The sequence below is a fragment of the Kitasatospora sp. MY 5-36 genome (assembly GCF_001182915.1).
Classification (GTDB): Bacteria; Actinomycetota; Actinomycetes; order Streptomycetales; family Streptomycetaceae; genus Kitasatospora.
The window spans coordinates 1-909 of record NZ_LFVW01000390.1; the positions used below are offsets into that span (position 1 = coordinate 1).

The window sequence follows — 909 nt, forward strand, 5'->3', positions numbered from 1 at the left end:
GCCACCGGACGGGCGGTCATCGCGGCGGAAGCCGCCACCGGAGGGACGGTCGTCACGACGGAAACCGCCGCCGGAGGCGCGGTCGTCACGGCGGAAGCCACCGCCGGCCGGACGGTCGCCACGGTCGCGGTTGAAACCGCCACCCGACGGACGGTCGTCACGGCGGAAACCGCCACGGTCGCCACCGCGGTCGTCACGGTTGAAACCGCCGGAGGGGCGGTCGTCACGACGGAAGCCACCGCCGGCCGGACGGTCACCGCGGTCGCGGTTGAAACCGCCACCCGACGGACGGTCATCGCGGCGGAAACCGCCACGCTCGCCGCCACGGTCGTCACGGTTGAAACCGCCCGACGGACGGTCGCCGCGGTCGCGGTTGTACCCGCCGGTGGGGCGGTCGTCACGGCGGAAGCCGCCACGGTCGCCACCGCGGTCGTCGCGGTCGCGGCCGTACCCGCCGCCCGACGGACGGTCGTCACGACGCGGACGGTCGTCACGGTCGTCGCGACGGTAGCCGCCGGAGGGGCGGTCATCGCGGCGGAAGCCACCGCGGTCGCCGCCACGGTCGTTGGACCAGCCCCCGCGGGACCGGGGCTCGTAGCCTCGGCCGTCGTCCGATCGACGCTCGGGACGGTCCTGGGGCTGGTTCGACATCGTGGTGACTCCTTCTGCTGCTTCAGCTACACCGCGGGCGGAGCATGCGACTCCACCACCGCCACGCGGCTTCGACGCCGGCCTGCTGGCCCGCGTACCTTCTCCATTGTCCGACATGCCGGGACCCTCCGCGTCTGGGCGGAAGTCCCGCTTTTGCCGATCTTCTTCACGTTCGCAAAACACAAAAAGGCCGCGGCCCCAGCGAGTCGCTGGGGCCGCGGCCTTGAATAATTGTTCGGCGGCGTCCTACTCTCCCAC

1 pseudogene is annotated in these 909 nt (G+C 72.4%); it reads right to left on the bottom strand.

What is annotated here, in order from left to right:
- Nucleotides 1-651, bottom strand: a pseudogene (locus AE652_RS48455) (hypothetical protein); the annotation flags it as partial.
- Nucleotides 652-909 lie beyond the last annotated feature (258 nt).